Source organism: Roseibium sp., from assembly GCF_050301095.1.
GTDB lineage: Bacteria > Pseudomonadota > Alphaproteobacteria > Rhizobiales > Stappiaceae > Roseibium.
On the sequence record NZ_JBNKYW010000102.1, the window covers coordinates 1 to 24,223 of the forward strand.

Annotated in this window: 31 protein-coding genes and 1 pseudogene; 4 read left to right on the forward strand and 28 right to left on the reverse strand. The window is 59.8% G+C overall.

The features are described 5' to 3' along the window. The coding region (locus ACQY7U_RS08845; RefSeq protein WP_428643601.1) for a magnesium transporter at positions 1-492 on the forward strand (492 nt) is incomplete at its 5' end. 173 nt (positions 493-665) lie between these two features. On the opposite strand, the gene ACQY7U_RS08850 is transcribed toward ACQY7U_RS08845, so the two are convergent. Together ACQY7U_RS08850 and ACQY7U_RS08855 are read right to left on the reverse strand one after the other, a co-directional pair. Further along, the gene (locus tag ACQY7U_RS08850) at positions 666-1,439 is read right to left on the reverse strand and encodes an ATP12 family chaperone protein (RefSeq protein ID WP_428643604.1); all 774 of its coding nucleotides are present in this window, start codon (positions 1,437-1,439) and stop codon (positions 666-668) included. Beyond that, positions 1,439-2,119, reverse strand: coding sequence for an HAD-IA family hydrolase (locus ACQY7U_RS08855; protein WP_428643606.1), 681 nt, complete (start codon positions 2,117-2,119; stop codon positions 1,439-1,441). The genes ACQY7U_RS08850 and ACQY7U_RS08855 overlap by 1 nt, the downstream gene beginning before the upstream one ends. Before the next feature lie 470 nt (positions 2,120-2,589). On the opposite strand from ACQY7U_RS08855, the gene ACQY7U_RS08860 reads away from it, so the two are divergent. The 3 genes from ACQY7U_RS08860 (at position 2,590) to ACQY7U_RS08870 (ending at position 4,654) form a co-directional block, all read left to right on the forward strand. Beyond that, a complete protein-coding gene (locus ACQY7U_RS08860; RefSeq protein WP_428643608.1) occupies positions 2,590-3,843 on the forward strand; it encodes a tlde1 domain-containing protein in 1,254 nt (417 codons plus the stop codon). Between the two features lie 74 nt (positions 3,844-3,917). After that, complete coding sequence (locus tag ACQY7U_RS08865) at positions 3,918-4,088, forward strand: hypothetical protein (RefSeq protein ID WP_428643611.1); 171 nt, start codon at positions 3,918-3,920, stop codon at positions 4,086-4,088. Between the two features lie 59 nt (positions 4,089-4,147). Next, positions 4,148-4,654 carry an AAA family ATPase gene (locus ACQY7U_RS08870; protein ID WP_428643613.1) on the forward strand — a complete coding sequence of 169 codons (507 nt, stop codon included), beginning with the start codon at positions 4,148-4,150 and terminating at the stop codon, positions 4,652-4,654. A 9-nt stretch (positions 4,655-4,663) separates the two neighbouring features. Here ACQY7U_RS08870 and ACQY7U_RS08875 read toward each other — a convergent pair whose 3' ends face one another. From ACQY7U_RS08875 to ACQY7U_RS09000, 26 genes and pseudogenes are all read right to left on the reverse strand, one after another. After that, positions 4,664-5,683, reverse strand: coding sequence for an RluA family pseudouridine synthase (locus tag ACQY7U_RS08875; RefSeq protein WP_428643615.1), 1,020 nt, complete (start codon positions 5,681-5,683; stop codon positions 4,664-4,666). 136 nt (positions 5,684-5,819) lie between these two features. Next, positions 5,820-6,203, reverse strand: coding sequence for a fluoride efflux transporter CrcB (crcB, locus tag ACQY7U_RS08880; RefSeq protein ID WP_428643616.1), 384 nt, complete (start codon positions 6,201-6,203; stop codon positions 5,820-5,822). A gap of 147 nt (positions 6,204-6,350) precedes the next feature. Further along, positions 6,351-8,741: a patatin-like protein gene (locus tag ACQY7U_RS08885; RefSeq protein WP_428643617.1), complete on the reverse strand. Its 2,391-nt coding sequence runs from the start codon at positions 8,739-8,741 to the stop codon at positions 6,351-6,353. Between the two features lie 171 nt (positions 8,742-8,912). Beyond that, positions 8,913-10,217 carry a replication-associated recombination protein A gene (locus tag ACQY7U_RS08890; protein WP_428643618.1) on the reverse strand — a complete coding sequence of 435 codons (1,305 nt, stop codon included), beginning with the start codon at positions 10,215-10,217 and terminating at the stop codon, positions 8,913-8,915. A gap of 7 nt (positions 10,218-10,224) precedes the next feature. Beyond that, the gene (locus ACQY7U_RS08895; RefSeq protein WP_428643620.1) at positions 10,225-11,685 is read right to left on the reverse strand and encodes a Do family serine endopeptidase; all 1,461 of its coding nucleotides are present in this window, start codon (positions 11,683-11,685) and stop codon (positions 10,225-10,227) included. A gap of 130 nt (positions 11,686-11,815) precedes the next feature. Beyond that, positions 11,816-13,993 (reverse strand): methyl-accepting chemotaxis protein, encoded by a 2,178-nt coding sequence (locus tag ACQY7U_RS08900; protein WP_428643621.1) that lies wholly within the window; start codon positions 13,991-13,993, stop codon positions 11,816-11,818. A 183-nt stretch (positions 13,994-14,176) separates the two neighbouring features. After that, on the reverse strand, positions 14,177-14,602 hold the full coding sequence (rplQ, locus tag ACQY7U_RS08905; protein ID WP_428643623.1) for a 50S ribosomal protein L17: 426 nt from the start codon (positions 14,600-14,602) through the stop codon (positions 14,177-14,179). A gap of 83 nt (positions 14,603-14,685) precedes the next feature. Beyond that, positions 14,686-15,756: a DNA-directed RNA polymerase subunit alpha gene (locus ACQY7U_RS08910; protein ID WP_428643624.1), complete on the reverse strand. Its 1,071-nt coding sequence runs from the start codon at positions 15,754-15,756 to the stop codon at positions 14,686-14,688. Between the two features lie 42 nt (positions 15,757-15,798). Beyond that, a complete protein-coding gene (gene rpsK, locus ACQY7U_RS08915; protein WP_006936427.1) occupies positions 15,799-16,188 on the reverse strand; it encodes a 30S ribosomal protein S11 in 390 nt (129 codons plus the stop codon). Positions 16,189-16,260: 72 nt separating this feature from the next. Further along, positions 16,261-16,629: a 30S ribosomal protein S13 gene (gene rpsM / locus ACQY7U_RS08920; protein ID WP_428643626.1), complete on the reverse strand. Its 369-nt coding sequence runs from the start codon at positions 16,627-16,629 to the stop codon at positions 16,261-16,263. A gap of 180 nt (positions 16,630-16,809) precedes the next feature. Beyond that, a complete protein-coding gene (locus tag ACQY7U_RS08925) occupies positions 16,810-17,406 on the reverse strand; it encodes an adenylate kinase (RefSeq protein WP_428643627.1) in 597 nt (198 codons plus the stop codon). Further along, positions 17,403-18,734: a preprotein translocase subunit SecY gene (gene secY, locus ACQY7U_RS08930; protein ID WP_428643630.1), complete on the reverse strand. Its 1,332-nt coding sequence runs from the start codon at positions 18,732-18,734 to the stop codon at positions 17,403-17,405. The genes ACQY7U_RS08925 and secY overlap by 4 nt, the downstream gene beginning before the upstream one ends. Before the next feature lie 49 nt (positions 18,735-18,783). Continuing rightward, entirely contained in the window at positions 18,784-19,251 is a 468-nt protein-coding gene (gene rplO / locus ACQY7U_RS08935; protein ID WP_428643632.1) for a 50S ribosomal protein L15, read from the reverse strand. A gap of 22 nt (positions 19,252-19,273) precedes the next feature. Then, positions 19,274-19,471, reverse strand: a complete 198-nt coding sequence (gene rpmD, locus ACQY7U_RS08940) for a 50S ribosomal protein L30 (RefSeq protein WP_006936433.1) — start codon at positions 19,469-19,471, stop codon at positions 19,274-19,276. Positions 19,472-19,512: 41 nt separating this feature from the next. After that, positions 19,513-20,079: a 30S ribosomal protein S5 gene (rpsE, locus tag ACQY7U_RS08945; protein WP_298820219.1), complete on the reverse strand. Its 567-nt coding sequence runs from the start codon at positions 20,077-20,079 to the stop codon at positions 19,513-19,515. Between the two features lie 41 nt (positions 20,080-20,120). After that, positions 20,121-20,483, reverse strand: coding sequence for a 50S ribosomal protein L18 (gene rplR, locus ACQY7U_RS08950; RefSeq protein ID WP_428643634.1), 363 nt, complete (start codon positions 20,481-20,483; stop codon positions 20,121-20,123). Between the two features lie 12 nt (positions 20,484-20,495). Further along, positions 20,496-21,029 carry a 50S ribosomal protein L6 gene (gene rplF, locus ACQY7U_RS08955; RefSeq protein ID WP_428643636.1) on the reverse strand — a complete coding sequence of 178 codons (534 nt, stop codon included), beginning with the start codon at positions 21,027-21,029 and terminating at the stop codon, positions 20,496-20,498. A 41-nt stretch (positions 21,030-21,070) separates the two neighbouring features. After that, positions 21,071-21,469 carry a 30S ribosomal protein S8 gene (rpsH, locus tag ACQY7U_RS08960; RefSeq protein WP_428643637.1) on the reverse strand — a complete coding sequence of 133 codons (399 nt, stop codon included), beginning with the start codon at positions 21,467-21,469 and terminating at the stop codon, positions 21,071-21,073. A gap of 12 nt (positions 21,470-21,481) precedes the next feature. Next, positions 21,482-21,787 (reverse strand): 30S ribosomal protein S14, encoded by a 306-nt coding sequence (gene rpsN / locus ACQY7U_RS08965; RefSeq protein WP_094071091.1) that lies wholly within the window; start codon positions 21,785-21,787, stop codon positions 21,482-21,484. Positions 21,788-21,808: 21 nt separating this feature from the next. Then, the gene (gene rplE, locus ACQY7U_RS08970) at positions 21,809-22,366 is read right to left on the reverse strand and encodes a 50S ribosomal protein L5 (protein WP_428643639.1); all 558 of its coding nucleotides are present in this window, start codon (positions 22,364-22,366) and stop codon (positions 21,809-21,811) included. Continuing rightward, positions 22,359-22,676, reverse strand: a complete 318-nt coding sequence (gene rplX / locus ACQY7U_RS08975) for a 50S ribosomal protein L24 (protein WP_428643640.1) — start codon at positions 22,674-22,676, stop codon at positions 22,359-22,361. Before rplX ends, rplE begins: the two co-directional genes overlap by 8 nt. After that, positions 22,676-23,044: a 50S ribosomal protein L14 gene (gene rplN / locus ACQY7U_RS08980; RefSeq protein ID WP_008191626.1), complete on the reverse strand. Its 369-nt coding sequence runs from the start codon at positions 23,042-23,044 to the stop codon at positions 22,676-22,678. Before rplN ends, rplX begins: the two co-directional genes overlap by 1 nt. Positions 23,045-23,113: 69 nt before the next feature. Next, entirely contained in the window at positions 23,114-23,344 is a 231-nt protein-coding gene (rpsQ, locus tag ACQY7U_RS08985; RefSeq protein ID WP_428643642.1) for a 30S ribosomal protein S17, read from the reverse strand. Positions 23,345-23,354: 10 nt separating this feature from the next. Continuing rightward, positions 23,355-23,555: a 50S ribosomal protein L29 gene (gene rpmC / locus ACQY7U_RS08990; protein WP_428643643.1), complete on the reverse strand. Its 201-nt coding sequence runs from the start codon at positions 23,553-23,555 to the stop codon at positions 23,355-23,357. Positions 23,556-23,576: 21 nt separating this feature from the next. After that, positions 23,577-23,990 carry a 50S ribosomal protein L16 gene (gene rplP / locus ACQY7U_RS08995; RefSeq protein WP_428643645.1) on the reverse strand — a complete coding sequence of 138 codons (414 nt, stop codon included), beginning with the start codon at positions 23,988-23,990 and terminating at the stop codon, positions 23,577-23,579. Between the two features lie 47 nt (positions 23,991-24,037). Further along, positions 24,038-24,223, reverse strand: a pseudogene (locus ACQY7U_RS09000) (30S ribosomal protein S3); the annotation flags it as partial.

Consider the following 24,223-nt stretch of genomic DNA (forward strand, 5'->3'; position numbering starts at 1 on the left):
GTCGGTGCCAGCATCGCCGCCACCGTGGTCGGCTCGTACGAAGACCAGCTCGCGGAAGCCGCCATTCTGGCAGCCTTCATTCCGGTCACCATGTCGATGGCCGGCAACGCCGGCCTGCAGGCGTCCGCCGTGGCCGTTCAGGGCATCGCCACCGGAGCGCTCTGGTCCGGCGATATTTTCTACCGTCTGACCAAGGAACTCATCGCCGCCCTCTTTAACGGTGCGATTGCCGGAACACTGCTGGGCCTGCTGGTCCTTACAGCATCCCTGCTTGTTCCCCTGGAAGCACCGTTGCGCCTTGCCCTGGCAACCTCGCTGTCCCTCTTATGCGTCACCACTCTCGCCGCCATGGTCGGTGCAACCGTTCCCATCCTGCTGGACAAGATCGGCATCGACCCCGCCATGGCCATCGGCGTCTTCATCACCTCGTCGAACGACGTGCTCGGCGTACTCATCTTCTTCCTGATGGCGACGACGTTCTATCTGGGGTGAGTATGAGTACAAGCTTTTCGCGCAATGATTGTTAGCTCCAGAAAACTCAACTACCATCCACCCTGCAGTGGTTACTAGCCCCCTGCACAGGCAGGGGCCAGTAACCTCAGAGTTCGCTTGAAGTTCTGCCAGCGCCAAGAAATTTTCAGGCTCTCACTGCCAAGATAGCGGCCTCACCCCTCGCGCAGGATCAGCACCGCCGCGTCGAATTCGGTACGTTTGTAGGCGCGGATCTGGGCGGCCTCGGCGTCTTCGCCCCAGCGTTCGATGTTGAAGTCCTCTTCCACATGCGCGGCTTTCCAGACGCTGTCGGCATCGAGACGTTCTTCCAGCAAGGCCAGTGCCAGAAGCGCGGAACCGGTCAGGCTGGTAATAGTGTGAAGCGCGGCAAGGCGCAGCGGCGTTTCCTTGCCGACCCGGTTCCGGAACGCTGTCAACAGGCTGTCCGGCTGGGCCGCATGAATGAGGCCCTCGATCAGCACAAAACGTCCGCCCAGCAGATCGCCTGCCCAATCGACCACCGGGTCCCAGAGCTGACGCTGGGTCTCAATCAGGCTCTCGGGATCGTCGGCGCGGTAGCATAGCGCGTCATTGCCTGCGAAGCGGGTGATATCGTCCGCCACTTCATCGAACCGGACGGAGACCGCGTCCTGTGCGGAGTTGGCAATCCGCGTCAACGGCATGGTTGCCGGATTGATGACCTTTTCCTGCGCATTCCACTCGGCGGCAACGGCCGCACCAAGCGCTTCGCCCGGAAGCATCAGGGTCGCCTTGCCGGGCGTCTTGACGGGCCGGCCGTCCAGATGGATGGCAAAGCCGCAGTCGATTTCCGCGTAGGTGGCCTTCTCGTAGAACCGCTTGGGCAGTTCGCGCCGGGATAGTTCTCGTGCGCGCTGCTCGGGATCCTTTGCAGCATCTTCGTGCAAAACTTCAAGAAAGTCGCGCATCAGACTGTTTCCTCGTCGTATTTTAGAAAATCGGACAGTGCCCGTTCCAGTTCGTCAAAGCTGTGAATGATCTTGTCCGCCCCCTCGGCGGCAAGGCGTGCGTGATCGTGGTAGCCCCATGTCACACCAAGCGCATGCACCCCGGCGGCCTTGGCCATCGCCATGTCGAAACCCGTATCGCCGATCATCAGCGTTCTTGCCGGTTCCACGCCGGTTTCCGACATGGCCCGCAGGATCATGTCCGGGTGCGGTTTGGAAGGCGAGGTATCCGCTGTCTGGATTGTCACGAACCGGTCGTGCAGATCATGGGTTTCCTGCATGTGCCGGACACCGCGCATTGCCTTGCCGGTGGCAATTCCCAATAGAACTTCGTCCCGTGCGTGAAGCCGGTCGATCGCCTCTCGCGCTCCGGGATAAAGCGGGTCGATGTCAAGGCCCTGACCGCGTCTTGAAATCTTCGACTGCCGGTAGGCTTCCGCCATGAGCGGGGCTTTTTCCAGGTGATCCGGCCCGACAAGATCCCGGAAAGCTTCTTCGAGCGACCGGCCAACGATCGAAAGCGCGGTCTGGCGGTCCGGCATCGGCAGACCGGCGGCCTCGAAGCCCACCTGGAGGCCGTGCAGGATGGTGTTCTGACTGTCGACCAGAGTGCCATCGACATCAAAAATGATCAGATACATGAAGTGCCTTCCGGAACGGGCATCCGCAGAGAAGTCGCATGTGCCGGGTTTTGCCCGCCGGGTCAAGGAAAGATGAGGTCAAGGTCGAAATAGTCGAATCCGTTCCCCACACTCTCCGCAAAAACATCAAGCCCACCTCTTTCCAGAAATGATCCACAGGCCGCGACAAATCGACCACCTATCTTTGGATATCGTCAAAATCGCAAAAACGCCCGATTTCTGCCTCTCTAGAGTGGTCCCCGGTCACCTGATCGGTCGCGCCCGGGCCTGTAAACGGGTTGGTTACCATGTTTGCGGATACTTGAGCGTGCGGGTGGGCATCAAGGTTTGGGGCAGTTTGTCACCAAGAAATACGGATATTGGACCGCGGCTGACGAGGCTGCGGGCATTAGAGTGGTTTTGCCTGAATGCAGCATGAAGAACAGCGCTTGAACCGGAAGGGGCACAGAGCCGCCAAGAGGAAAGAACGGGTGCTCTATTTGGCCCTGGCAGGAGCAACGCTTCTGATTTCGGGCTTGGCAGTGGCCACCACACTGATGGGACCGGACCTCAAACTCCCCGAGTTCGCTGCCTTTCAGGCCAGGGACACGGCTCTGCCGCTTTCAGGTTCGGCTTCCGGCCCGCAAGCGCGGATCGCTGCTCCGGACTTGTCGACTGCCTCCCTGTCCGAAGGAGTTCAGGCAAAAGCCGCCCCGGCAAAACCCGCGTCCGCTTCCCCACCGCCTGTGGCAAGCCTGCCGGTTTCGGGTTCTGCGGCAGAAACGGAAAGACGAGAAGCCAAACTGGCGGCAGAACGGCGCATAGCCGCGGAAAGAAGCGCGGCGGCAGAGGCGGCCGCCAAAAAGAAACTCGCCGCCAAGCTTGCAAGCCTCAAGCTTGCCCGCGTCCTGCTGGCAGCTCAATCTGCGCAAATGCCCGCAACCGCTCCTGAAATCACAGTGGCGGGCAAGGCGATTGCAAACACCCCCTCTCCCGATGCCAAGGCGGTTTCCGAGCCTGTCACCGTTGCCGCGCTCGAGCAACCTGTCGTACGGTCCGTTGCGCGGGCCGAGGCTCCCGTCAAGCCCGGCGCCATCGTGCCGCGAATGCCGGATGCCAAACCCGATCTTCCGCAGCAGGCCCGATCCGCAAGGCCGGAACCGACCGTTACCGCGCGCAAACCCGTCGAGGCAAAGCCCGAGCAGGCATCGCCTGTCCTGGCATATGCCACGCCCGGCACCCCGGAAAAGGATGATGACGGCGTTTTCAGCGGCATCGGCAAGCTTTTCGGGAATGGCAAGGACGGCCTTCCCGGCGCCGGTAGCAAGGTGGCTGTCTATGACATCAGCGCCGCAACCGTTCACATGCCCGACGGCACCAAGCTGGAAGCCCATTCCGGCATCGGGCACAGGATGGACAATCCCAAATACGCCTATGTGAAGAACTACGGCCCGACACCGCCGAATGTCTACAAGCTGCGCATGCGCGAAAGACGTTTTCACGGTGTGGAAGCCATCCGGATGTTGCCGCTGGACCACGCTGCCATGAAGGGCCGGGATGGCATGCTGACGCACACGCGCCTCCTGCGCCGCTCCATCGGGTCCCATGGCTGTGTCGCCTTCAAGGATTACGACAAGTTTCTGAAGGCCTTTAAAACCGGCAAGGTCAAAACCCTCATCGTGGTGCCCTCCATGAACAAGTTGCCGACATACATGGCAAAATATCAGAAGAGCCGCGGCGCTTAAACGGACTTGCGGCCGGCGGACAGATTGGCTATCCCGCTTGGGTACAGCCCTCCCTGCCCCGCCGGAGCATTTCCTTGATCAAGATCCTCATGCTGCTGCTGCTTCTGATCGCCGCGATCCAGGTGATCAAACCGCTCGGCTGGCCGGGACTGAAGAAGCGGTCCGACGCCTGGAAACTCGTTGCGGGTGTTGGCGGAATCGTCTTCGTATCGGTGATCCTGACGGCCCTTTTCCGTGGGTTTTAACCTCAGTTCCCGGCCCCTGCGTTTTTCAGCCGGCTATTTCGTGTCATGGATGTTTTGAAATGCAATCACGGCCGATACTTCATCTGTTTTGCGGAAAGGCCGCTTCCGGCAAGTCAACTTTGGCGAAAGCGCTGGCGGACGAGCCCGGCACCATACTGCTGCGCGAAGACTTCTGGCTTTCCGGTTTGTTCGGTGACGAGCTGACGTCACTGCCTGATTACGTCCGGTATTCGGCGCACCTGAGACGCACGATTACCCCACATGTCATCGACCTGCTGCAAGCGGGCCTTTCCGTCGTGCTCGACTGGCCGGCGAACACCCGCAAAAACAGGCTGTGGATGCGGCAGCTGTTCGAGGCGGCCGGCTCGGACCACCAGTTGCATGTCTTCGACGTGCCGGATGAGGTCTGCAAGGCCCGGCTTCGGCGGCGCAACGCTTCCGGGGAACATGAGTTTTCCGTATCCGAAGCGGCGTTCGACCAGATCTCGAGCTATTTCCAGCCTCCGGAAAAGGAGGAAGGGTTCAATCTGGTGCTGCACACCGTGGACGGATGTCGCCAGCTCTGATGGGGCAATTTACCGCTTGATCAGCGTCTCGTCCGGATCGTCGACTTCCGGGTCGTAATCCGTCGCATCAAAGCCCAGCAGGTTCCAAGTCTGCTGCATGTGCGGCGGCAGCGGTGCCGAGACGTCGATCTGGCCGTGACCTGAGGGATGCGGAATGACGATCCGGCGGGCAAGCAGATGCAGCCGGTTCTGGATGCCGCCCGGCAGTTCCCAGTTCTCGATGTTGAAATACTTGTCGTCGCCGATGATCGGGTGACCGATATGCGCCGCATGGGCCCTGAGCTGGTGCGTGCGGCCGGTGACCGGCTTCATGGTGACCCAGGACAGTTTCTGACCCGATTTTTCGAAAACCGAATAGAGCGACACCGCATGTTGCGCATCGTCTTCGCCCTGGCGCACGATCTGCATGCGTTCCTCGCCCTCGTTTCTGGCAAGGAAGGTCGAAATCCGCCCCTGAAACGGCTTGGGAACGCCGGCCAGGATCGCCCAGTAGATCTTGCGGGTGTTGCGGTGACGGAAGGCCTTGGTGAGTTCCTGGGCCGCCTGGCGGGTCCGCGCGACCAGAATGATACCCGAGGTTTCCCGGTCGAGCCGGTGCACCAGACGCGGTTTGTTGCCCTTCCGGTCGGTGAAAGCCTCCAGCATGCCGTCCAGGTGCCGCTTCAGGCCCGATCCGCCCTGCACCGCAAGACCGGCCGGTTTGTTGAGGACCATCACCTGATTGTCCTCGAACAAAAGCATGTCCTCGATGGCCTTGCGGTCATCGGCGATCAGCTTGGTCGACTTGGGTCTGGCGTTCTTCTTGTCGTCCGCCGGCAATTCGACACCGAGCGGCGGAATACGGACCATCTGCCCCTTGGCAATCCGCGTGTTGGCTTCCGCGCGCTTGCCGTCCACACGCACCTGCCCCGTGCGCAGCAGTTTCTGCAGGCGGCCGAAGCCGAGACCCGGATAATGGGCCTTGAACCAACGGTCCAGGCGCATGCCCGCCTCGTCGGCGGTCACTTTTTTCTGTTCAATCGCGGACATTTTTTCTCAAACCCGGTTGCCGGTGCATCCTGCCGTGCAAACCCTCAATGCCCGGTCAACGCTGCGCCGGGCGAAAATCGTTCCGGTGCGTATAGGCGGATTTGCGCTGAAATGAAAGGGAAACCTTGAAGATGGCCTAGGATCCGACCTGCCGCATAATCAGAAGGCCGGCGAAGACCGCGGTGATCGACAGGATGACGGAAAGCGCCACATAGGCCAGCGCCAGATGCGTGTCGCCGCGTTGCCAGAGGACAGATGTGTCGAGAGAAAAGGCCGAAAAGGTGGTGAACCCGCCGAGGATGCCGGTCGCAACGAAGTAGCGTAGCGTCTGGTGGTCGGCCGTTTCATGCCTGGCCAGCCAGCCGATAAACAGTCCCATCACCAGAGAGCCGGCAACGTTGACCGCGAGGGTGCCAACAGGCAGACCCGGCCCGAAGAGCCGCAAGGTCGCCAGAGACACCAGATGCCGCCCGCCCGCGCCGATCCCGCCGCCGAGCATGATGAGAAGTAGATGCTTCAAAACAATGCCCCAAATCGTTCAGGCCCTTGCGGGTATATGTGCCCGCAGGCGTCCCGGTTGGGAGGGTCCCTCGAATTCGTACTGCTGTGCGTAGCGAATGGACAAAGGTGGCGTCAAGAAAACACTGCAGGAAACCGTTTTGGTCTCCTAAATATCCGCCGCGATATGGGCAAAATCGGGATAGATCGACCGGATGAGCCTGTCGATCCGTTCGATCTCCTCAGGTATTTCGCTCAGGTGGTCCCGCTCCTCCTCCAGTATTGCCAGGAAGATTCTGGCGCGCGCCTGATTGACCTGTGCTTGCGGCAAGGCGCCTTCGCCTTTGGTAGACAGCACAATACTGACCAGCCTGTCGGCGGCGTTGAGACGCCCCCAGAGATAATCGTGCTCACGCCAGGCGCGATTGAAGAATGCGCCGAAGGAGTTCAGCGACTTGCCTTTCAGGTCGAAACCTTCGGTGTAGAGACTGAAGGCATCACGCGGACTGATGCGGTCGATCAGGATCTCCGTGACTTCGGAAAAGTCATTCCGTTGCAGGACAGGAAAGGTGATCAGATCGTAGAAACCGAAACCGATGTAGGATTGCATCAGGGTCGCATGACGTTCGTTGTCAAGATGCTCGCGCGCGGTCGAGGCGAACAACTCGTCCTGAAGACGATCCAGGTCCGCCAGTCCCATCATCTGCGCGAAATCGTCCAGCAAGGATACGAAACGGCCTCTTGCGCCCGTTCTGCCGGCTTCCATGTCCTTCACGATCGCCTTGGCCTGCTGCCTGACGCCTCCGCCATAAAAGCGTTCGTTCCACCGCCACCCGAGGTGGTCGATCTGTTCGTAGAGAACTCCCTTCAGGCGATCGAGCGCCTCTGCCCAGGGCTGAGGCAGTTCCCGCGCCTTTTCAGTACGATAAAAGCCGTTCAACTTGCGAATGGCGAAACGCAGGCGCCGGATGCGGTAGTCGACGTCAAGGCCTCGCAGCACTGCGACGACCTGTGCGTCGGTTCGACCAAGCTGATCCTTGCTGTCCGCCGTAAGCTTTGAAAAATGACGCGAGAACTGTTCGAGAATGGCTTCTTCATGCTGCTGCGCACCGGTGATGCCACTCAGCCTGACCGTCAATTCGGCCAGCCTTTCCGCGAGCGCATGAAGTTTCAGGGACTGGTAGTTCAAGAAAGCGTACCCGGCCTGCTCAAATGCCGCGACAGTCGCGTCCTTCCGGCACTTGGACAGGATCTCCGGTGTTACGGGCTTGCGCTTCGGCAAAAGCCCTGAAACAGCCTCTTCCACCATGGGTCCCGCAGCATCGATAAGCCGGGCGAGCCAGCGGCTGCGGCGGTTGTTCTGTTCAAGCTCCCTCAGATCATCCCCGATCGGCTCGTTGCGCGGAATATGCGCAAGCGAAGCCAGCATCACCCTGAAGAAGCCGGGAACATCTGTGACGGCATTGTCCGCCTCCGTGTCCTCCACGGGCGTGGGATCCACATAGATGAGCCGTCTTGCCACTTCACGGGCCGCCGGCTGTTCCTGAATGACGCTGATGACCGGAGCAAACGGTTTGTTCATGACAACGCTTCCGTCCACGAAACAATGATGGCCGAGCGTTTCCGGAGTTAACCCGAGAGCACGGGACAGGAAGGCATCGCGGTAGGGCCAGGCCTGTTTGTTTCTCGCAAGAACCCGCTCCATTTCTGCAACGGTCGCGGGGGGAAAGGCACCGGGAAAAGACGATGTCGCCCGCGCGGCGAAGACCAGTTCGGGAATGTTGTCCGACGCGAACTGGCTGTCGACATAACCGGGTGTGCGATGAACGGCGTTGAAGTTCAGGATTCGCCGATGGTCCCATTCCTCGACAAAGGCAGGATCATCGAGGTGAATGCGCCGTTTGACACCGTTGTAATCCGTGATGGTCACGAACAGGTCTAGTGTTTGCCCGCGCGGAATCAGCGTGCGCCCCTGCCGTCCCTCCACTTCCATTTTCTGGCACGCATCCAGCATCCATCCGATAAACCGTTCGCCGGAAAACGGCGGCGTGAACCAGCGCGCCTGCATGAAATGGCGCAACTTCTCACGGGTCTCGGAGCTCTCGATACGTTTGTTGAGACGTGAGGAGATAAGGCGATCGAGAACCGGCGAAATCGACATCTTCAGGTAGCGGGAAAGACCTGCCTGCGGCCGAGACAGGCGGGTCACATCGGCATTTTCCAGCCACATGTGGCTGTGGCTGTCGAGCGGCAGATCGTGCGCGATGGCGCGCGCCAGCATAATGCCGTTGACCCCGCCGGCGGAGGCGCCTGCGATCGCATCCACGACGACCCGGATGTCGGCAACCGGAGAAAGCAGGTCGAGAAGATCCTTGAAGGCGTTCTGAACCGGGGAAAGTTGTTGCCCGCCCTCTTCGGCGGCACCATTGGTCTTTCTGTCGAGGCGGAAACTGGAAGCACGTACCAGATTGAGGACATCGCGGCTGACGCCATGCATGTAGATGGCCAGCGACACGCCGCCATAGAACACAAGTGCCAGTCTGAGTTCGATTTCCTTCATGAAGTCACCAGAACGGTTACCTTCGAATCCCTTGGGTCAGGGTGATTTGTTAAGTCCTGACCCTAGCACAAAAGAATGGTCTAATTCTTTATGTAGCCGCAAAGGAACCGGCAAGAAGGGCTGTGCGGCATAGCGGCGATCAAATGCTTGCACGAAGAGATGACAAGGTCGTCAGCTGCGCTCCCTGCGCAGCTTTTGCCAGTATTCCAGCCGCTTCCGCAACTCCCGCTCGAACCCGCGTTGCGGCGGATCGTAGTAGGTCTTGCGGCCCATCTGTTCTGGAAAATAATCTTGCCCGGAGAAGCCGTCGGGGGCGTCGTGATCGTATTGATAGCCCTCGCCGTAGCCTTCCTGCTTCATCAGCTTGGTCGGCGCATTGAGGATATGTTTGGGCGGCAGCAAGGAGCCACTGGACTTCGCATCACGTAGCGCCGCCTTGTAGGCCACATAGGCCCCGTTGGATTTCGGCGCGGTTGCCAGATAAATCACCGCCTGCGCCAGTGCCAGTTCGCCTTCGGGCGAGCCGAGCATCTGGTAGGCATCCCTGGCCGCATTCGCCTGAACAAGGGCGTTGGGATCGGCAAGCCCGATATCCTCCACCGCCATGCGGATCAGCCTGCGGGCCAGATACATCGGATCCTCGCCGCCATCCAGCATGCGGCAGAACCAATAGAGTGCCGCATCCGGGTCGGACCCGCGCACCGACTTGTGCAGGGCGGAGATCAGATTGTAGTGCCCGTCAGCACTCTTGTCGTAGATCGGCGCGCGCCGCTGCACGATCTCCTGCAGGCGCTCCGCATCGAAGACCTCGTCCTCGGAAGCTGCCCGCCAGACGTCCTCGGCCAGCGTCAGCGACGATCTGCCGTCGCCATCTGCCATCCGGATCAGCACCTGACGCGCCTCCTCGTCGAGCGGCAGCTTTTTGCCTTCCTGCTCTTCCGCCCGCGCCAGAAGCTTCTCGATCGCCTCCAGGGACAGCGAATGGAAGGTCATGACGTGGGAGCGCGACAACAAGGCGGCATTCAGCTCGAAGGACGGATTTTCCGTGGTCGCCCCGACCAGCGTGATCGTGCCATCCTCCATCACGGGAAGAAAACTGTCCTGCTGGGCACGGTTGAAGCGATGGATCTCGTCGACGAAAAGCAAGGTCGAGCGCCCGCCCATGCGCCGGGCCCGCGCCGTCTCGAAAACCTTCTTCAGGTCCGCGACGCCGGAAAAGATCGCGGATATCTGTTCGAACGCCAGATCGGTCTCGTTCGCCAGCAAGCGCGCGATTGTCGTCTTGCCGGTGCCTGGAGGTCCCCAGAAGATGAGCGAGCCAAGTGTTCTGGTCTTGAGCATGCGCGACAGCGTGCCGTCGGGGCCAAGCAGGTGATCCTGGCCGACCACGTCTTCCAGACGAGCAGGACGCATCCGGTCGGCCAGCGGCCTTGGACCGGATTGCGCTACCCCCGATGCTTCGAAAAGATCGCTCAACTGCCGCCTACCCGCGCAAGATGATCTGGGACACCTTGCCGTCACGCTCGATGTCGAGCTGCCAGACCCGCTGCGGCGTCCGGGTGATTTCTTCCAGCACCCTTGTCGATCCGATGACCTTCCGGTTGACGCCGCGAACAATGTCTCCGGGCCTGAGCCCAACCCTGTCGCCGGTGCTGCCCCGGTTCACTTCCGCAATCACGACCCCTTCGAAGGGGCCTTCAAGGCCCAGCTCTTCTGCGACCGCCGGCGACAGGTTCATCACTGTCGTACCCTCGAACGGAGAAAATTCGGTCAGTTCCCGCGTGTCCCGCGGAACCGTCTCGGGCGCCGGCTTCAGGGAAATGGGAATCTCGACTTCCCGGCCTTCCCTCAAGACAAGAAAATGCGTTGCTTCGCCGATCATCTTGGTCGCGAACCGGTAGCCGAAGGAATTGGGATCGGTAACTTCCTTGCCATCAATGGCAATCACCAGATCACTGACCTGAAGACCGGCCTCCTGTGCAGGAGATCCGTCGAAGACGGCGGTCACCAGCACACCACGGGGACGATCCAGGGAAAGCGCTTCGGCGATCTCTGCATTGACAAGCTGAACCGTTGCCCCAAGCCAGGGCCGCTGAACCTTGCCCCCCTGGTCCGCCGCCTTGGCGACAAAACGGGCCATGTGAGCCGGAATGGCGAAGCCGATGCCGTTGGAGCCGCCGGAGCGGGAAAAAATCGCGGTATTGATGCCGACCAGCTTGCCGCTCATGTCCACCAGCGCGCCACCGGAGTTCCCCGGGTTGATCGCCGCATCCGTCTGGATGAAAAACTGGAAATCCGTCACCCCCACCTGGGTGCGTGCCGTCGCCGACACGATGCCCTGCGTGACCGTCTGGCCGACACCGAAGGGGTTCCCGATCGCCAGAACGATATCGCCGACTTCCAGACTGTCGGAATCGGCAAAGTCCGCGCTCTGGAACGGCCCCTCGCCCCGGATTTTCAGCACCGCCAGGTCCGTGCGCTCGTCCATCAGGACGATATCCGCGTCGAACTCGCGCCGATCGCTCAAGGCCACCCGGACCTCGTCGGCGTCCTTGATGACGTGATGGTTGGTGATGACGGTCCCGTCCTGCGAGATGATCACACCGGAACCGAGAGAGGATTCAACCCGTTGCCTCGGTTTGTCCAGACCGCGCCCGGGCTGTCCGAAGAACCGCCGGAAGAACGGGTCGTCGAAGAACGGCGAAACGCGCCTGCGTTCGACGACCTTCCTGCTGGCGTAGACATTGACGACGGCCGGCGCCACCTCCTTGACGATGGGGGCGAAGGACAGCTTGATCTGGGCCTGGTTCTGAGGAACCAGCCGCAGGTCCGCTGTCGGCGGTTCCGCCGTCTGTGCCGTGGCGGCCACTGCCCAGATACCGGCCAATCCGGCCAGGAGTGTACGGACCAGAAAACGTGTCTTGCGGTTGTCTGCCAGGCGCATAGCCGATGCCTCAGTTTCGAATCTCAAATCTCTCATGGCGATACATGGCAGATAGGGAGGAAAAGAGGCAAACACAAAAGCAAAAAGCCGCCGGTTTCCCGGCGGCTCTTGGTTCTATTGTCGCAAGTCCTCAGGCGGACCGCACTTCCGTGAGGAAACTACTGACCTCGTTGTTGAGCTGCTCCGCATCCCGTGCCATGTCGGCAGCCTGTTCGGAGAAGTTCTGGGCGGCCATGTTGGTGTCGTTGGAAAGCGAGGACACGTTGCGGATGTCTTCGGTGACCTTGGACGTGTTGCCCGCCGCGCGCTGAGTGTTTTCCGCAATGCCCTGCGTCGCATAGCTCTGCTCGGTCACGGCTGCCGCCACGTCGCTCACCGACTGGGTGATCTCGTCAATGGTTTTCTGGATGTCGCCGATGGCGCCTACAGCGTCCTCGGTCGCATCGCGGATCGCATCGATCTGCTGCTGGATCTCGCCCGTTGCCTTGCCGGTCTGCGAGGCAAGTTCCTTCACCTCCGCGGCGACGACGGCAAATCCCTTGCCGGCTTCACCTGCCCGGGCCGCCTCGATGGTGGCGTTCAGGGCCAGAAGGTTGGTCTGATCGGCAATATCGCTGATCAGCGTGACAACTTCGCCGATCCGGTTCGCGGCTTCCGCGAGCGACTTCACGGTCTCGTTCGTGGTTTCCGCCCGCTTGGTCGCCGCGACCGCCACATTGGACGAACGCTCGATCAGGGTCGAAATTTCCTGAATGGAACTCGACAGCTGATCGGAGGCAGCGGCGATGCTTTCCACTTCCGCCAGGGTTTCTTCCGACATGGAAGCCGCATTCGTGGAAGTCTCGCCCGCGGTATCGGTCATGTCACGCATCTTGCTGGCGGCTTCGCGAAGCGTCGTTGCGGAGTGGGCCACCTTGTCGACAACCGTGCCGACCTTTGCCTCGAACTCGCCGGCAAGACTTGCGAGCATCTCCTGACGCTGCTCTGCCTGCAGGCGGGCGGCGTCGGCTTCCTCTGCCGCGCGCCGTTCGTTTTCTTCCGCCGCATTCTGGCGGATCTGAACGACGGCCCGGCCGATGTCCCCGATTTCATCCTTGCGGTTGGCAGCGGTGATTTCCGCTCCCAGGTCACCGGAAGCAATTGCGTTCAATGCGCCGACCAACGTCGACAGCGGCCGCGTGATCGAGCGGGAGAAAAACAGCGCGATCACTGCGGCAATCGCGATGGTGGCCAGGGACCATATGAACATCTGATCGCGCATGTTGGTCACTGCGGAGAGTGTCTCTTTCACGCTCTTTTCCGCGACAATCGCCCAGTTCTGCCCCTGAAAACTCATCGGGCGGGCCACCATGAGATCATCAACCCCATCATTGCCGGTCACGACACCTGCCGCGTCGCTTCCGCCGATGGCTGCCAAGACAGGCTCGGCACTGACCTTCTCGACGAGCGCCGTACGATCGGCGGCAAGCGGCATGTCCGAAAGGGCAGTTCCTTCCTGATCGACCACGAAGACCTGCCCCGTTTCACCCAGGTCGTCACGGCTGGCGACAACCTTGTTCAGGAAGTTCGCGTCGATACGGACGGCCACAACACCGGTGAAGCTGATCGTGCCGAAGGAATCCATGAAGACCGGAGAAGCCAGGAACAGCGAGCTTTCATCGCCTGCCGGCCCATAGGCCTCAAATGCGGTTGAGGCAATCTGTCCAGCCTCAAGGCCTTTGGCGGCATTGAAAGCGGCCTCGAGCCCGGTGCCTTCAGCGGAGTTGCCCTCGCCGAATTTGCCAAGAAACTCCTCGCCCTTGGTCACCGAATAGAGAACGAGCCCGGACGCATCCATGAGATAGATGTCGGCATAGCCGCCGTTCTTCCAGACATTGTAAAACGCCGGATGCACTTCTGAATGGCGCCAGGCATACATTGTCTTCTGTTCCTTGCCGGTGACAGCCGCGCGCTCCTCGGGGGTCGCAGCAGCATGAAACAGTCCGAGAATCTCGGCCTTTTCCTTGGCAAGGTTCATGGTGGCGTTACCGAGATTGGCCAGAGGATCAGCCACGCTCGACGCCAGATTGACGGTTTCGGATTCAACGGCATGCAGCCGGGATTCAAGCAGAGCGGACCTTGCTGTAATCACCATGCCAAGTTCCGCTTCGGCAGCCTTCTGAAGGCCATCGCGTCCGGTCATGTAGCCAATGACACCGACGGCGGCACAGGCCGCGACGGTAATAACGATCATCAATGCCGGAATGACAAAGGACAGTCGAAGAGAGAGCGAAAACTTCTTCGAGTCCGAATTCAATTTACCAATCACTATAGTTCTCCCCGCCCCACCAATCTCCACAAGGCGCTCGAACTAGGAAATCATTTGTTTCTTAAATCATTGATAATAGGGCGTTTCACTATGCGGCACGGCACAAGTCCGTGTGAAACGTGCTTCAAAAACAAAAAAAGGCGGGCAAGATGCCCGCCTTTGATTTTGCTCGAAGCAGAAAGCTTACGCTGCGTTTTCAGCAGCTTCTTCAGCTTCCGCGCGTGCGCGATCTTCGGCACCGCGCGCTTCCGGATCACGGTCGACCAGTTCGATCACCGCCATCGGAGCGTTGTCGCCGTAACGGAAGCCGGCCTTCAGAACGCGGGAGTAACCGCCGCTGCGGTCCTTGTAGCGTTCACCGAGCGTTTCGAACAGCTTTGCAACCATGGCCGTATCGCGAATCTGCGAAATGGCCTGGCGGCGTGCGTGAAGGTCACCGCGCTTGCCCAGGGTAATGAGCTTGTCGATGATCGGCTTCATTTCCTTGGCCTTCGGCAGGGTCGTGACGATCTGTTCGTGCTTGATCAGCGACGCTGCCATGTTTGCGAACATAGCCTTGCGGTGGCTAGAGGTCCGGTTGAGCTTGCGGCCGGATTTACCGTGGCGCATGGCCCTCTCCTTTTTCTGTCAGGCAGTCTGGTTCCTTTTGCGGAACACTTGCCCGGTTGATCCTTTAAGGACGCGTACGCCCCTTAGTACTGATGGTCTTCGTAGCGCTTGGCGAGATCGTCGATGTTCTCCGGCGGCCAGTTGGCGACTTCCATGCCGAGATGGAGACCCATCTGGGCGAGAACTTCCTTGATCTCGTTGAGCGACTTGCGGCCGAAATTCGGGGTCCGCAGCATTTCCGCTTCGGTCTTCTGAATGAGATCGCCAATATACACGATATTGTCGTTCTTCAGGCAGTTGGCAGACCGGACAGACAGTTCCAGCTCGTCGACCTTCTTCAGAAGCGCAGGGTTGAATGCCAGTTCCGGGACAGTGTCCTCGGCGACTTCGCGCTGCGGTTCTTCGAAATTGACGAAGATGGAGAGCTGATCCTGCAGAATGCGTGCAGCGAAGGCCACAGCATCATCCGGCTTGACGGAACCATCGGTTTCGACGGTCAGGGTCAGCTTGTCATAGTCAAGAACCTGGCCTTCACGGGTGTTTTCCACCTTGTAGGAGACCTTCTTGACCGGAGAGTAAAGGCTGTCGACCGGGATCAGGCCGATCGGTGCATCTTCCGGACGGTTACGATCGGAAGAATGGTAGCCTTTGCCGGTGTTGACGGTGAATTCCATACGGATTTCAGCGCCCTCGTCCAGCGTGCAGAGCACAAGCTCGGGGTTCAGCACTTCGACGTCGCCGACGGTCTGGATGTCGCCTGCGGTCACAACACCCGGCCCCTGCTTGCGCACGACCATGCGCTTGGGTCCCTCGCCTTCCATGCGGATGGCGATTTCCTTGATGTTGAGCACGATGTCGGTGACATCTTCCCGGACACCCGGGATCGACGAGAACTCGTGCAAAACGCCGTCGATCTGCACCGCGGTCACCGCAGCCCCCTGAAGGGAAGACAGCAGAATCCGGCGCAGGGCGTTGCCCAAGGTCAGACCGTAGCCACGCTCGAGAGGCTCGGCAACGACGGTCGCCAAGAAGCGCGGATCGTCGCCCGGCTTGATCTCAAGTTTGGTCGGCTTGATCAGTTCTTGCCAGTTTTTTTGAATGGTCACGTTTTCGTCCCTTCGGCTATCCCGCCCGGCACATTCAAACCGGGCCATACTTTGCCATTTGGAGAAACAAGTACCTAAAGCCGGGAAGCCTTAGACGCGGCGGCGCTTGCGCGGACGGCAGCCATTGTGCGGGATCGGCGTCACGTCGCGGATGGACGTGATCAGGAACCCGGCTGCCTGCAGGGCGCGCAGAGCGGACTCACGACCGGAACCCGGACCGCGGACTTCGACTTCCAGGGTACGCATGCCATGTTCGGCAGCTTTCTTCGCAGCATCTTCGGCAGCCACCTGGGCAGCATACGGCGTGGACTTACGGGAGCCCTTGAAGCCGAGTGCACCGGCGGAAGACCAGGAGATCGCGTTGCCCTGGGCATCGGTGATCGTGATCATCGTGTTGTTGAACGTGGAGTTCACATGCGCAACGCCAGAAGAGATGTTCTTGCGCTCGCGGCGACGCACGCGCGTCGTGTCTTTAGCCATTCTCTTATCCTTGTTTTGATCTCGTCACTGCCGTAATGCCGGCAGCTCCACCACCAATCGCTGGGGTGATCGTTATTTCTTCTTACCTGCGATCGGTTTCGCCGGACCCTTGCGGGTACGTGCGTTCGTATGCGTCCGCTGACCGCGAACCGGCAGGCCGCGGCGGTGACGCAGGCCGCGGTAGCAGCCAAGGTCCATCAGACGCTTGATGTTCATTGCGGTGTCACGGCGCAGATCACCTTCCACGATGTAGTCGCGGTCGATGGTTTCACGGATGGACAGCACTTCTGCGTCGGAAAGTTCGTTCACACGGCGGGCAGCATCGATGTTGTTCTTTTCGATGATTTCCTGGGCGAATTTCGCGCCGATGCCGTGAATGTACTGAAGCGCAATGACAACGCGCTTGTTCGTCGGGATGTTAACGCCAGCAATACGTGCCACGTTCGTCTCCATGTTATGCGGTGCGCCAAGGGGCGGATCCGCAGTGGAAAAGACCCGCGTCCGGTGGAGTCCGGCCCTTGCGGGTTACGAAAATGCCGGGGCAGCCCCGGCACAGAGAATGCCGGTTCCACGCACGTGGAACCGGCTCAACTGTAAGATAGAGCGCGTCGTTTAACGGCTCTAGACGTTTTCGTCAAGTCCTTGCAGCACGGTTTCAATAGTAGCCGTGACTTCGTCTATGGACTGCATTCCGTCGATCACCGACAGGAGGCCGGTTTTTTCGTAGTAGGGCACAACAACTGCGGTGTCGCGGTTGTATGCTTCAAGCCTCTGCTTGAAGACCTCCGGATCGTCATCCTTGCGCACCGGCTGGCCGGCTGCCCGGGCTTCTTCCGCCCGGTTGACAATCCGGTCGACCAGTTTTGTCTGGTCGACCCGCAGTTCCAGAACCGCGTTCAGCTTGAGCCCGTTGGCCTGCAGCATCTCGTCCAGGGCTTCAGCCTGGGCAAGCGTGCGCGGGAAACCGTCGAGAATGAAACCCTTCTTGGCGTCGTCTTCGGAAATCCGGTCCCGGATGATTCCGACCACGATCTCGTCAGAGACCAGGCCGCCGGCATCCATGACTTCCTTGGCCTTGAGACCGACCGGGGTCTGGGCCGCAACAGCCGCACGCAGCATATCTCCGGTCGAGAGTTGCGGAATACCGTACTTCTCGACAAGCCGCGTTGCCTGTGTCCCCTTCCCCGCTCCTGGCGGACCTACCAGAATTAGTCTCATCGACGCCTCCCCCTGAGTTTCGCTTTCTTCACCAGACCCTCATATTGGTGCGCAAGCAAGTGACCCTGGATCTGTGAAACGGTATCCATTGTCACGCTCACGACAATCAGCAATGAGGTTCCACCGAAATAGAACGGAACGCCGGTCGCCGAAATGAGGAATTCGGGTAATAGACAAACGACGGTGATGTAAATCGCCCCGACCACGGTGATGCGAGTCAGCACGTGGTCAATATATTGGGCGGTACGCTCGCCGGGACGAATCCCCGGAATGAAGCCGCCATGTTTCTTCAGATTGTCGGCCGTATCCGTCGGGTTGAACACGATCGCGGTATAGAAGAAGCAGAAGAAGATGATCATGCTGGCATAGAACACCATGTACAGCGGCTGGCCATGGCCGAGAGCTGCGGTGATGTAAGTCAGCCATTCGTTGCCGCTTCCCTGACCGAAACTGGTGAGCGTTGCCGGCACCAGCAGGAGAGACGAGGCAAAGATCGGCGGAATCACACCGGCGGTGTTGAGCTTCAGCGGCAGGAACGAAGTATTTCCTTCGAACATGCGGTTGCCCATCTGCCGCTTCGGATACTGGATCAGCAGACGGCGCTGCGCCCGTTCCATGAAGACAATGACGGCTATCACCACGACGGCAAGCACGATCACGGCCAGGATAATCCAGGTTGCAAGCGAACCTTGACGGCCAAGTTCAAGCGTCTGGACGATCGCTGACGGCAGTCCGGCGACAATGCCTGCGAAAATGATCAGCGAAATGCCGTTACCGATGCCGCGGGAAGTGATTTGCTCACCCAACCACATCAGGAACATGGTGCCGCCGACCAGCGTGATCACCGTGGAAGCGCGGAAGAACCAGCCCGGATCGGTCACAACGCTCTGGGCCCCTTCCAGACCAACGGCGATGCCGTATGCCTGGAACGCCGCCAGGATGACGGTGCCGTAGCGGGTGTACTGGTTGATAACCTTCCGGCCCTGTTCGCCTTCCTTCTTCATTTGCTCCAGGGACGGCACGACGGTCGTCATGAGCTGCATGATGATGGAAGCCGAAATATACGGCATGATGCCGAGGGCAAAAATTGCCATGCGCTCGACGGCACCGCCGGCGAACATGTTGAACATGCCGATAATGCCGGACTGGGCCTGATTGAAGGCCTGCGCGAAGGCTTCGGGATTGATACCGGGCATCGGAATATAGGTGCCCAGTCGATAAACCAAAAGCGCCCCCAGTGTGAACCAGATGCGCTTTTTGAGTTCCTCAGCCTTGGCGAAAGCTGAAAAATTAATATTTGACGCCAGTTGCTCGGCGGCGGATGCCATGCCCTACTCCGGTCAGATACGTGCCCACAAATGGGAAAAGCCCAGGCTGTTAAGCCTGAGCTCCCAGAACGGCAACCTTGCCGCCCGCTTTTTCGACAGCTGCCAGAGCACCCTTGGAGGCGCCGGCAACTTCAAAGGTCACTGCCGCGGTGAGTTCACCGTTGGCAACGAGGCGTACGCCATCGCGGACCCGCTTGACGACGCCAGCAGCCTTCAGCGCCTCGACGGTAACCGTCTCGGAAGCATTGAGCTTGCCGGCATCGATGGCCTTCTGAACACGACCGACGGACACGGTGTTGTAGTCCTTGGCAAAAATGTTCGTAAAGCCGCGCTTCGGCAGACGGCGGTGAAGCGGCATCTGACCGCCTTCAAAGCCTTTGATCGCAACGCCGGAACGGGACTTCTGACCCTTGACACCACGGCCACCGGTCTTGCCCTTGCCGGAACCGATGCCGCGTGCGACGCGGGTACGGTCCTTTACGGCACCTTCGTTGTCACGAAGTTCGTTGAGCTTCATGTTCTCTCTCCTCACCCCGTCCTTATGCGTTGTCTTCGACGACGCGAACGAGATGCTGGACCTTATTGATCATGCCGCGCACTTCCGGGGTGTCCTTCAGTGTGGAACGGCGGTGCATCTTGTTCAGGCCAAGGCCGACAAGCGTCGCGCGCTGGTCCTTCGGACGGCGCAGCGGGCTGCCGATCTGCTCGACCGTAACAGTCTTTTCGGTGTTCGCCATGGAACGTACCCTCTCTCAGCTGGGGACCGAAGCCGCCAAGGTCAAGCCTCAGCGGCAGCCGGAGCCGCCTCATCGTTGTTGTCACGACGCCGGGACTGCAGCACGGAGACCTTGAGGCCACGGCGGGCAGCGACGGAGCGCGGGCTGTCTTCCTTGGTCAGTGCAGCGAAAGTTGCACGAACCATGTTGTAGGGGTTCGAGGTCCCAAGGGACTTCGCCACAACGTCCTGAACGCCGAGCGTTTCGAAGACGGCGCGCATCGGACCACCTGCGATGATACCCGTACCAGCCGGGGCAGCACGCAGAAGCACCTTGCCCGCACCGTGCCGGCCTTCCACATCGTGGTGGAGCGTCCGGCCTTCGCGCAGCGGCACACGGATCATCGTGCGCTTTGCAGCTTCAGTTGCCTTGCGGATAGCTTCCGGCACTTCGCGTGCCTTGCCATGACCGAAGCCGACACGGCCCTTCTGGTCACCAACCACGACGAGTGCGGCAAAGCCGAACCGGCGGCCACCCTTGACCACTTTTGCAACGCGGTTGATGTGAACGAGCTTGTCGACGAATTCGCTGTCTCGCTCGTCGCGATCGCGATTTTCTTGTCTCGCCATTTTAATAATCTTCCGTTCTTAAGAGCGCCAACGGGCGCTGGTCAGAATTCAAGTCCACCTTCACGGGCAGCATCGGCAAGCGCCTTGACGCGCCCGTGATACTGATACCCGCCACGGTCGAACACGACCTGCTTGACACCAGCGGCAGCTGCACGCTCTGCGACAAGCTTGCCAACGGCAGCGGCTGCTGCGACGTCGGCGCCCGTTTTCAGGCTGCCCTTGAGATCCTTTTCGATCGTCGAAGCAGAGGCAATCGTATGCCCCTTCGCGTCGTCGATGATCTGGGCGTAGATCTGCTTCGACGAGCGGAAGATGGAAAGGCGCGGACGTCCGTTCGCGGCTTTCTTGATCGAACGGCGCACGCGATCGCGGCGGCGCTCGAAAGCTTGTTTGCTGTTCGCCATGATCTGGGTCCGTTACTTCTTCTTGCCTTCTTTGCGGACGATGAACTCGTCAGCATAACGTACGCCCTTGCCCTTGTAGGGCTCCGGCGGGCGGAATTCGCGGATTTCAGCCGCCACCTGGCCGACACGCTGTTTGTCGGTACCGGTGATGGAGATTTCCGTCGGCTTCGGGCACACGATATCGATGCCTTCCGGGATCGGATAGACAACATCGTGGGAGAAACCCAATGCCAGCTGAAGATTCTTGCCCTGGATCTGTGCGCGATAACCGACACCGGTGATGGCGAGGTCCTTCTTGAAGCCCTCGGTAACACCCGTGATCAGATTGGAAACCATGGTCCGGCTCATGCCCCACATGGAGCGAGCGGGCTTGGATTCATTGCGCGGATCAATCTTGATACCGTCATCCGTCATTTCGGCCAGAACAAGATCATTGAGCACGAAAGACTTTTCGCCTTTCGGGCCCTTGACCTTAACCGTCTGACCGTCGATCGATGCCGTTACCCCGCTTGGCACGGGGACTGGCTTTTTGCCAATACGAGACATATGACCAACCTTGTCGTTGTTTTAAAAGTGAGGAAGCCGCATCAGAAGACGCGGCAAAGAACCTCACCACCTACGTTTTCTTCCCGCGCCTGATGGTCGCTCATGACGCCGCGCGGAGTCGAAATGATCGACACGCCCAGGCCATTGGAGACATGCGGGATGTTTTTCACCGACGAGTACACGCGGCGGCCCGGCTTGGAAACCCGCTCAATCGTGCGGATAACCGGCTCACCGTCGAAATACTTCAGTTCGATTTCCAACTCGGACTTGCCGCCCTCGTATTCAACCGTGGTGTAGCCACGGATGTACCCTTCTTTTGCGAGCACATCAAGTACATGTGCGCGCAATTTGGAATTTGGTGAGCTGACCTTGGTCTTGCGACGCATCTGCGCGTTGCGAATCCGGGTCAGCATATCCCCCAACGGATCAGAAATTGCCATCGGAGTTTCTCCTTACCAGCTCGACTTGACCAGGCCCGGGATCTTGCCCAGGGAACCCAGTTCACGAAGCGCAATACGCGACATCTTCAGCTTGCGGTAGAAACCGCGCGGACGGCCGGACACTTCGCAACGGTTGCGAACACGGTTCGGCGCGGAGTTCCGCGGCAGTTTCGCCAGCTTCAGGCGGGCATTGTAGCGCTCTTCCAGGGACAGGCTTTCGTCTTTAGCCATTGCCTTCAGAGCGGCGCGCTTCTCAGCGTATTTCTTTACAAGCTTCTCGCGGCGCTTGTTCTTTTCGACTGCGCTTTTCTTCGCCATCGTCGTTCCCTTCCTTACCCGTTACTTCGTGAACGGGAAGTTGAACGCGCGCAGAAGCTCGCGCGCCTCGTCATCCGTCGGCGCCGTGGTGCAGACGATCACATCCATACCCCAGATCTGGTCGACCTTGTCGTACTCGATTTCCGGGAAAACGATGTGTTCCTTGATGCCCATGGCGTAGTTGCCGCGACCGTCGAAGCTCTTCGGGTTCAGACCACGGAAGTCACGAACGCGCGGAAGCGCGATGTTGATAAGACGGTCCATGAACTCGTACATCTGCTGGCGGCGCAGGGTCACCTTGACACCAAGCGGCATGCCCTCACGAACCTTGAAGGTCGCGATGGACTTTTTCGCCTTGGTGATGACCGGCTTCTGACCGGCGATCAGGGCCAGGTCATCAGCAGCGGTACGGGCTTTCTTGGAATCGCCAACCGCTTCGCCGACGCCGATGTTCAGGACGATCTTTTCCAGCTGCGGAACCTGCATGACGTTCTGGTACTGGAACTTTTCCTGAAGCTGCTTGCGCACGACTTCATCATAGTGCGTCCGAAGACGCGGCACGTAAGTGGTCTCAGCCATCGATCAGGTCTCCCGAACGCTTGGCCACACGGACCTTGACGCCATCGTCCTGCACCTTGAAGCCGACGCGCGTCGCCTTGCCGTCCTTGGGATCGGCCAATGCGATGTTGGAAAGATGGATCGGCGCCTCTTTGGACACGATGCCAGCTTCCTGCGTCTGGGACTGCTTCTGGTGACGGCGAACCATGTTCACGCCGCGGACCAGGGCCTTGTTGTCAGCCGGCAGCATCTGGATGACTTCGCCGGACTTACCCTTATCACGGCCGGTCAGAACAACCACCGTGTCGCCTTTTTTGATTTTCGCAGCCATCAGAGCACCTCCGGCGCGAGCGAAATGATTTTCATGTGGTTCTTAGCGCGGAGTTCACGCGGCACCGGTCCGAAGATACGGGTGCCGACCGGCTCCTTGTTGTTGTTGACCAGCACGGCCGCATTGCGGTCGAACCGGATCACGCTGCCATCGGGACGGCGGATATCCTTTGCCGTGCGCACGACGACAGCCTTCATCACGTCGCCCTTTTTGACGCGGCCCCGCGGAATAGCCTCTTTGACGGAAACGACAATGATGTCACCGACCTGGGCGTATTTGCGCTTGGAGCCGCCGAGCACTTTGATGCACATGACACGACGGGCGCCGGAATTGTCGGCGACGTCGAGGTTTGTTTGCATCTGAATCATGACTGGCTGCCTTGTTCTTCTAGTGGCGCACGGGTCACGGGCGCCTGATGCTCACTGAATGGAGCGCGGTCACTGAGCGACCACGGTCCAACGTTTGTTTTTCGAGATCGGCGCGCACTCTTCGATCTGAACAGTGTCGCCAACCTTGTACTGGTTGTTTTCGTCGTGTGCCCGGTACTTCTTGGTGCGGCGCACAGTCTTCTTCAGCAGCGGGTGCGTGAAGCGGCGCTCCACATTCACCGTCACCGTCTTGTCATTGGCGTCGCTGACAACGGTGCCCTGCAGGATACGCTTCGGCATGGCCGTCTCCTTACGCGTTCGCCGACACGCGCTTGTCGCGCATGATCGTCTGGATGCGCGCGATATCGCGGCGGATCTGCCGGACACGCGCAGTGTTTTCAAGCTGCCCCGTAGCCCTCTGGAAGCGCAGGTTGAACTGCTCTTTCTTCAGGCCTTCGAGCTCACTGCGGAGCTCGTCGAGGGTCTTAGCCCGTACATCGGTAGCCTTCATGGCTCTAACTCCTCGCCTGCCCTACTCGCCGATACGCTGAACGAAGCGGCATTTGATCGGCAGTTTGGCGGCGGCAAGACGCATGGCTTCACGCGCAATGTCTTCCGACACACCATCGATTTCGAACATGATCCGGCCCGGCTTGACGCGGCAAGCCCAGTAATCCGGAGAACCCTTACCCTTACCCATGCGGACTTCGGCAGGTTTCGAGGAAACCGGAACGTCCGGGAAGATACGGATCCATACACGACCCGCACGCTTCATGTGACGGGTCATAGCACGACGGGCCGCTTCGATCTGACGCGCGGTAACACGCTCCGGCTCCATGGCCTTCAGACCGAATGCGCCGAAGTTGAGGTCGGTGCCCCCCTTCGACAAGCCGTGGATGCGGCCCTTGTGCTGCTTGCGGAACTTTGTGCGCTTCGGTTGCAGCATCGTTCTTCTCTCGTCTTTCTTAAGTTACGAGCGGCAGGCAGCTTGAATTAAGCTGCGCGCTCGCGGCCCCGATCCCGGCGTCCGCCGCGATCACCCTGGTTACCTTCGGAGATCGACGTCGCACGGCGTTCGGACGCCATCGGGTCGTGCTCCAGAATTTCACCCTTGAAGATCCAGACCTTCACGCCGCACACGCCGTAGGCGGTGTGGGCGCTGGCGACACCGTAGTCGAT

Coding starts and splice junctions, on each gene's coding strand:
- ACQY7U_RS08885 (WP_428643617.1), bottom strand. CDS start 8,741: ATGAAGGAAATCGAACTCAGACTGGCACTTGTGTTCTATGGCGGCGTG.
- rplO (WP_428643632.1), bottom strand. CDS start 19,251: ATGAAGCTCAACGAACTTCGTGACAACGAAGGTGCCGTAAAGGACCGT.
- rpsQ (WP_428643642.1), bottom strand. CDS start 23,344: ATGCCGAAGCGTATCCTGCAGGGCACCGTTGTCAGCGACGCCAATGAC.
- rplF (WP_428643636.1), bottom strand. CDS start 21,029: ATGTCTCGTATTGGCAAAAAGCCAGTCCCCGTGCCAAGCGGGGTAACG.
- ACQY7U_RS08895 (WP_428643620.1), bottom strand. CDS start 11,685: ATGCGCCTGGCAGACAACCGCAAGACACGTTTTCTGGTCCGTACACTC.
- rplE (WP_428643639.1), bottom strand. CDS start 22,366: ATGGCTGAGACCACTTACGTGCCGCGTCTTCGGACGCACTATGATGAA.
- rplR (WP_428643634.1), bottom strand. CDS start 20,483: ATGGCGAACAGCAAACAAGCTTTCGAGCGCCGCCGCGATCGCGTGCGC.
- rpmC (WP_428643643.1), bottom strand. CDS start 23,555: ATGAAGGCTACCGATGTACGGGCTAAGACCCTCGACGAGCTCCGCAGT.
- rplX (WP_428643640.1), bottom strand. CDS start 22,676: ATGGCTGCGAAAATCAAAAAAGGCGACACGGTGGTTGTTCTGACCGGC.
- ACQY7U_RS08910 (WP_428643624.1), bottom strand. CDS start 15,756: ATGGCCCGGTTTGAATGTGCCGGGCGGGATAGCCGAAGGGACGAAAAC.
- ACQY7U_RS08850 (WP_428643604.1), bottom strand. CDS start 1,439: ATGCGCGACTTTCTTGAAGTTTTGCACGAAGATGCTGCAAAGGATCCC.
- rplQ (WP_428643623.1), bottom strand. CDS start 14,602: ATGCGCCACGGTAAATCCGGCCGCAAGCTCAACCGGACCTCTAGCCAC.
- rpsH (WP_428643637.1), bottom strand. CDS start 21,469: ATGGCAATTTCTGATCCGTTGGGGGATATGCTGACCCGGATTCGCAAC.
- secY (WP_428643630.1), bottom strand. CDS start 18,734: ATGGCATCCGCCGCCGAGCAACTGGCGTCAAATATTAATTTTTCAGCT.
- ACQY7U_RS08870 (WP_428643613.1), top strand. CDS start 4,148: ATGCAATCACGGCCGATACTTCATCTGTTTTGCGGAAAGGCCGCTTCC.
- rplN (WP_008191626.1), bottom strand. CDS start 23,044: ATGATTCAGATGCAAACAAACCTCGACGTCGCCGACAATTCCGGCGCC.
- rpsK (WP_006936427.1), bottom strand. CDS start 16,188: ATGGCTAAAGACACGACGCGCGTGCGTCGCCGCGAGCGCAAGAACATC.
- rpsN (WP_094071091.1), bottom strand. CDS start 21,787: ATGGCGAAGAAAAGCGCAGTCGAAAAGAACAAGCGCCGCGAGAAGCTT.
- rplP (WP_428643645.1), bottom strand. CDS start 23,990: ATGCTGCAACCGAAGCGCACAAAGTTCCGCAAGCAGCACAAGGGCCGC.
- ACQY7U_RS08875 (WP_428643615.1), bottom strand. CDS start 5,683: ATGTCCGCGATTGAACAGAAAAAAGTGACCGCCGACGAGGCGGGCATG.
- ACQY7U_RS08925 (WP_428643627.1), bottom strand. CDS start 17,406: ATGAGACTAATTCTGGTAGGTCCGCCAGGAGCGGGGAAGGGGACACAG.
- rpmD (WP_006936433.1), bottom strand. CDS start 19,471: ATGGCGAACACCGAAAAGACTGTTACGGTCGAGCAGATCGGCAGCCCG.
- rpsE (WP_298820219.1), bottom strand. CDS start 20,079: ATGGCGAGACAAGAAAATCGCGATCGCGACGAGCGAGACAGCGAATTC.
- ACQY7U_RS08855 (WP_428643606.1), bottom strand. CDS start 2,119: ATGTATCTGATCATTTTTGATGTCGATGGCACTCTGGTCGACAGTCAG.